Source organism: Endozoicomonas ascidiicola, from assembly GCF_001646945.1.
In the GTDB taxonomy this organism is placed as follows: Bacteria; Pseudomonadota; Gammaproteobacteria; order Pseudomonadales; family Endozoicomonadaceae; genus Endozoicomonas; species Endozoicomonas ascidiicola.
In genome coordinates this window covers 10044-15568 of record NZ_LUTV01000017.1, presented here as the reverse complement: position 1 = coordinate 15568, position 5525 = coordinate 10044, and the positions used below count along the sequence as shown (strand labels likewise).

At 47.7% G+C, this 5525-nt stretch carries 2 protein-coding genes; both read right to left on the bottom strand.

The annotated features are described in order from the left end of the window. Positions 1-165: 165 nt before the first annotated feature. Entirely contained in the window at positions 166-363 is a 198-nt protein-coding gene (locus tag AKL11_RS24110; protein WP_067522898.1) for a hypothetical protein, read from the bottom strand. Further along, the gene (locus tag AKL11_RS24105; protein WP_067522896.1) at positions 347-5203 is read right to left on the bottom strand and encodes an NAD-glutamate dehydrogenase; all 4857 of its coding nucleotides are present in this window, start codon (positions 5201-5203) and stop codon (positions 347-349) included. The genes AKL11_RS24110 and AKL11_RS24105 overlap by 17 nt, the downstream gene beginning before the upstream one ends. Positions 5204-5525: the final 322 nt, after the last annotated feature.

Genomic DNA, 5525 nt, shown 5'->3' with positions numbered 1-5525 from the left:
CATCATTAAGCTCGTCCTGTAACAGATCTTCAAACTCCAACATTGACTTTCCATGCTGGATAGTGATGAGAACTTGGGTTTCGGAGTTTTTTGAAGAAAGTATCTGGGCAGGCATGGCAGCAAACATAAACGTCAGTAGTCAATTACTAATAGAGTAGATGCTTTTTAAATACTTGCTACATTATTCAGGCTGAGCACCCCAACGATATGGGATATTGTCGGTGTATCCGTGTCACTGACAGGCATGGCAATCATCATGTTTTCCCCAAGAACCGCATAAAAATGGCCGGAGGACGCTGCAGAGTCCCTGAAACGGGCAAAAAATGAAACAAACGTTTCGTCACCCTTATAAATTTGAACCATGCAAACTCACCTGGGCCAAATCCATCAATTCCCGATTAGCTACAGAAAACATAGCAAGATCGGCCTGTGCCGTATTTCGAATATCACCCAGCATTGTCTGCCAGCGAGTGACCAGCACTTGATGATCGGCAATCCATTGATCAATCGTCTGCTCAATCGACATATTGTCTCTGATCATGCGAATCAATCCCACTGACAGTTTTCGTTGCTGCCAATTCAGCTCGTCTCGTGCACTATCCCGGGCAAGCGATTGCCAGTGGCTGGTGACCTTTAACTGGGAAAGCGCCTTGCCATACCAATCCAGCTCAAGGCGAGAACCAATCGCAAAGAATGTTTTCACCGCCAGATCAAGAGACACACCGGTTTCATCCGCAACACGGATCACTGGCAAAGCACTGAGTAGATAACGCTGACCAGTCACCATCAGAGCCAGATCTTCCGGAACCCCTTGGGAAACCATGTCAGCTACGGCTTGCTTCAGTTCTTCCTGTTCTTCATTGCCCATAGCCTCCATAAAACAGCCGAGGAAATGTTGGAGCTTAGGCCGATAATGAGCCACACAATCCGCCGCTATCAAATCCTGACGTTTCAAACGTATCAACCAGCGTGTGGTTCTGCGCAGCAATTTGATCACTGAGGCAATCATTTTATATTGCAACTCACTGGACACAACCAGATCCAGCTTCTCAATTAAATTCCAGAAATAGGCAATATCGAACATGTCACGACTGACGCTGAAGGCGCGGGCTATCTCTGGCGCTGAAGCTCCGGTGGTAATCTGTAAACGGTGCACAAACGTCACGCCCATCATATCAATCAAGTGGTTAGCAATCTGGGTTGCCACAATTTCCCGACGCAGGCGGTGATGCTTAATGGCTTCGGGAAACTCTCTGACCAACACTCTGGGGAACGCAGTAAAGGCCTCCCGCGCCAGGTATTCATCATCAATAATGTCAGAGTTTAACAGCGCCTCTTTCAAATCAGACTTGCTGTAAGACACCAGCAGCGACAACTCTGGCCTGGTTAGCCCTTTATTACTCCCCATGCGCTCCGTGATGGTTTCATTATCTGGCAAGAACTCAATACTGCGATCTAGACGACCCTGTTCTTCCAAATATTCCATAAAACGACGGTATTCGCCCATCCGCGTGGCAATGTCGGATTCCACCACCGAGATGGCCTGAGTCTGACGATAGTTATTGGTGAGCACCAAAGTAGAGACTTCTTCCGTCATACTTTCCAACAACTCATTACGCTGTTTGACGGTCATATCGCCGCTTACCACGCGGTCATTAAGCAGGATTTTTATATTCACCTCATGGTCCGAACAATCCACCCCGGCGGAATTATCAATAAAGTCGGTATTCAGTCGACCTCCGTACGCGGCGTATTCCATTCGCCCTAACTGACTAACCCCCAGATTACCGCCTTCTCCAATGACCTTGGCCTGAACCTCGCAACCGTTAACTCTTAATGGATCGTTGGCTTTGTCACCCACGTCAGCATGGGTTTCATCCATGGATTTAATATAAGTGCCAATCCCCCCGTTCCATAATAAATCCACCGGCGCCCGTAGCATGCAGCGGATCAATTCATTGGGTGGTAACTGGCTGGCACCGATAGCAAACCGTTTTTTCATTTCTTCAGAGATTGAGATGGACTTGGCCTGTCGTGAAAAGATGCCTCCGCCTCTGGAAATTAAATCCCGGTTGTAATCCGCCCAGCTCGAACGGGGCAGCGCAAAAAGACGACAACGTTCTTCATAGCTGCGAAACACATCGGGGTTCGGGTCAACAAAAATATGCAAATGGTTAAACGCCCCAACCATAGCAATGGTCTGGGAGCAGAGCATGCCGTTACCAAACACATCACCGGACATATCCCCAATACCAATGGCCGAGATAACATCTTCCTGTACATTGACACCCTGTTCCCGGAAATGTCGTTGTACCGACACCCAGGCACCTTTTGCCGTGATGCCCATTTTCTTGTGGTCGTAACCCACACTGCCACCGGAAGCAAATGCATCCCCCAGCCAGAATTGATACTCATTAGCGATTTCGTTGGCTATGTCCGAAAAGGTGGCGGTTCCTTTGTCCGCTGCAACCACCAGATATGTGTCATCGTCATCATAAATGACAACTTTTTCGGGCTGCGCCACCTGACCATCCACCAGGTTATCGGTGATATCCAATAGCCCCCGGACAAAGGTTTTATAACAACGCACACCTTCTTCAAGAATTTCTTCCCTGGTGCCATCCACTGGCAAGCGTTTGGGCACAAACCCACCTTTGGCACCCACAGGCACAATCACAGAGTTTTTCACCTGCTGGGCTTTCACCAACCCAAGGATTTCGGTTCTGAAATCTTCCACCCGATCTGACCAGCGAAGTCCACCTCGGGCAACTTTCCCACCCCGTAGATGAACGCCTTCTACCAGAGGGGAATACACAAAAATCTCATACAACGGGACAGGTTTTGGCATGTCCGGAATCTCCCTGGCTGCCATTTTCAAAGAAATGTAGGGTTTCTGATCTCCGGACGAATCAACCTGATAAAAATTGGTTCTCTGGGTAGCTTTGATCACATGCTGATAACAACGAACCACCTTGTCTTCACTCAGTACGGACACTTGATCCAGTGATTGCAGGACTTTTTGCTGAATCTGCTGCTGCCGCGCCAGCCGCTGCTCAATAGACAACGCAAGGTTGGGATTAAATCGCACTTCAAACAACGCCACCAGCAATCGAGCAATATCGATGTTATTGCACAGCGTTTCGGCAATATAAGACTGACTGAAGCCCACCCCGATTTGCTTAAGATAACGGGCATAAGCACGCAGCATGGACACCTGTCGCCAGTTTAATCCGGCAGACAACACCAGTCGGTTAAAGCGATCGTTCTCCGCTTCTCTGAACCAGATTTTCTCAAAGGCTTCCTGAAAAACGGGGCCTACCTTCTGAAAATCTAACGACACCCGGTTATCAAAACTCAGCAGAAAATCATGAATATATATTTTCGCGCCGGTGCTGGACCGAATCAGATAAGGGTATTCACCAATAACTCTTAACCCAAGGTTTTCGATAATGGGAATTTGATCCGCCAGCGGCAAAGGCTCCACATAGTGATAAAGCTTTAAATGCAGCTGATCCGGCTGATCATTCAGGGAACGATAGAACTCCATGGAAATAGGATTTTCACCGTGCATCAGCTCAAAATGACGCAAGTCCGTCACCGCTGATTGTGGCGTAAACGCTTCCTGATAGGCCGCACTGAAACCATTAGCAAATTGCCCCAGCAGACGATTACCGCGCACTTCACCAAACGCTTCTAAAGAAGCGTCTCTGAGGTCATCATTCCAGGAAGCTGCCGCCATAATCACTTCCCGGGTGATAATATCCAGGCTGTAATCAATGCGACTTTTTAACTTAAAGACAAAGTGAACCCGGGCAAGGATGGATTCTGAGAAATAGGTTGTAAACTCACTGTCCTCAGCTTCAAGGCGTTCACACAGAATCCCCTCGATCCGTTTGCGAAAGCTGGTGCTGTAAATGTCTCTGGGTACAAAAACCAGTGCTGAGCAAAATGGACCATAAGGGTCCTGACGAATAAATACCTTTATCTGCTTGCGTTCCTGAATGCGCAAAATGGATAAGGCGGTTTCGTACAATTCGTCCTGCGTCGTCTGAAACAATTCATCCCGAGGGTAGATATCCAGAATTTGCACCAGATCTTTCCCGTGATGACTTTGTGGATCCAAACCTGAACGTTGAAGAATGTCATTAAGCTTATTACGAATATGGGGAATTTCATAAGGAGTTTTGCGATACACAGGAGAAGTATAAAGCCCAACAATGCGAGATTCGCCAACAATACGACCCTGCTCATCAAACCGTCTGACAGTAATAAAATCAGGATACGCTGGCCGGTGAACACTGGATCGAATGGCCGCTTTGGAAAACGACAGCCTTTCCGTTTGTTCAAAAAAATCATGCTCGATAAACGGCTGAAGCAATAATTGCTTGAATCCACCCTGTTCAGAAGGCCTTAACAACCCCCGAAGATGCTCCGGTGGGCGGATTAGCTTTCGTTGTCCATCTTTATCAACAACGATAAATTCTTCATAACCTAAAAACGTAAAATTGTCGTCCAGCAGCCATTTCAAAAATGCCTGAACTTCGTCTTCTTCCTTCAGCAGGTCACCCGGCAGCGACTTCATTTTCCCCACCTGCCCTGCCAGCTGTTTAACCCTATTGGTCATGTCCTGAAAGTCGTCCACCACACGACTGACATCAGACAACACCGCCTGCAGCTGCGCTGCCAGACCATCCAGTTCCTCCTGATCTTCGCAGCGGTCAATTTCCAGATAGAGCATTGCTTCCCGGCTGACAAACTCGCCTTCTTCCCGCTCATCGGAGAACACCATCATGCAATCTTCTGATCGGCGTGAATACAACACACCGTTGCGCAGCAGGTGAATGGTGGTACCGACTTCATTCAGTTTCATGCGCACAGAGTCCACGACAAACGGCATATCCCGATGCAAAATGCGAACAACCGTGTGGGTCGAGTGCCAGCCATGGTGATTGTATTCAGGGTTGATTACTTCAATCCGAGGTGCTGCCGGGTCATGATAGGAAATAAAGTTCCAGAATGAGCGGGTTGAACCGAGCGTATCCTGCCAATTGCCAGAGGTGAGATCCTGATGGGTATCCAGAGCATAATACCGGTAAGCAAAGTCTCGAAAATGATCTATTTCCTCCACCGGCAGATGAGGGGAAATGTCGCCTATCAGCTTATCCAGTGTTTCCTCGCGCTCAAGATGTGTTAACTGCCCCATTCCCGGCTTCTCCATGAATAGTTGGAATCTATTCAGATAGGAATCGGCGTTATGTACTCTATATTGAAATCTTCTTTTGCATAAAGCCTAAAGCCTAAAGCTCTCGTTATCCATTACCGGTGACTACCTACGCCCAGCAATTCCCGCTGACAGCTTATTAATGCTCAAATTAATTGGTAATTCAAACCGCCATTTATTCAGGACGAACGAAGTCACGCTGACTAATGAGCAACAATATCCGCAAGTTCTAAACACAGGTTAAACAGGACTATCTTGAGTGCCACTATGTGGTATCAACAACCAAATGTTTCAAACTAACACT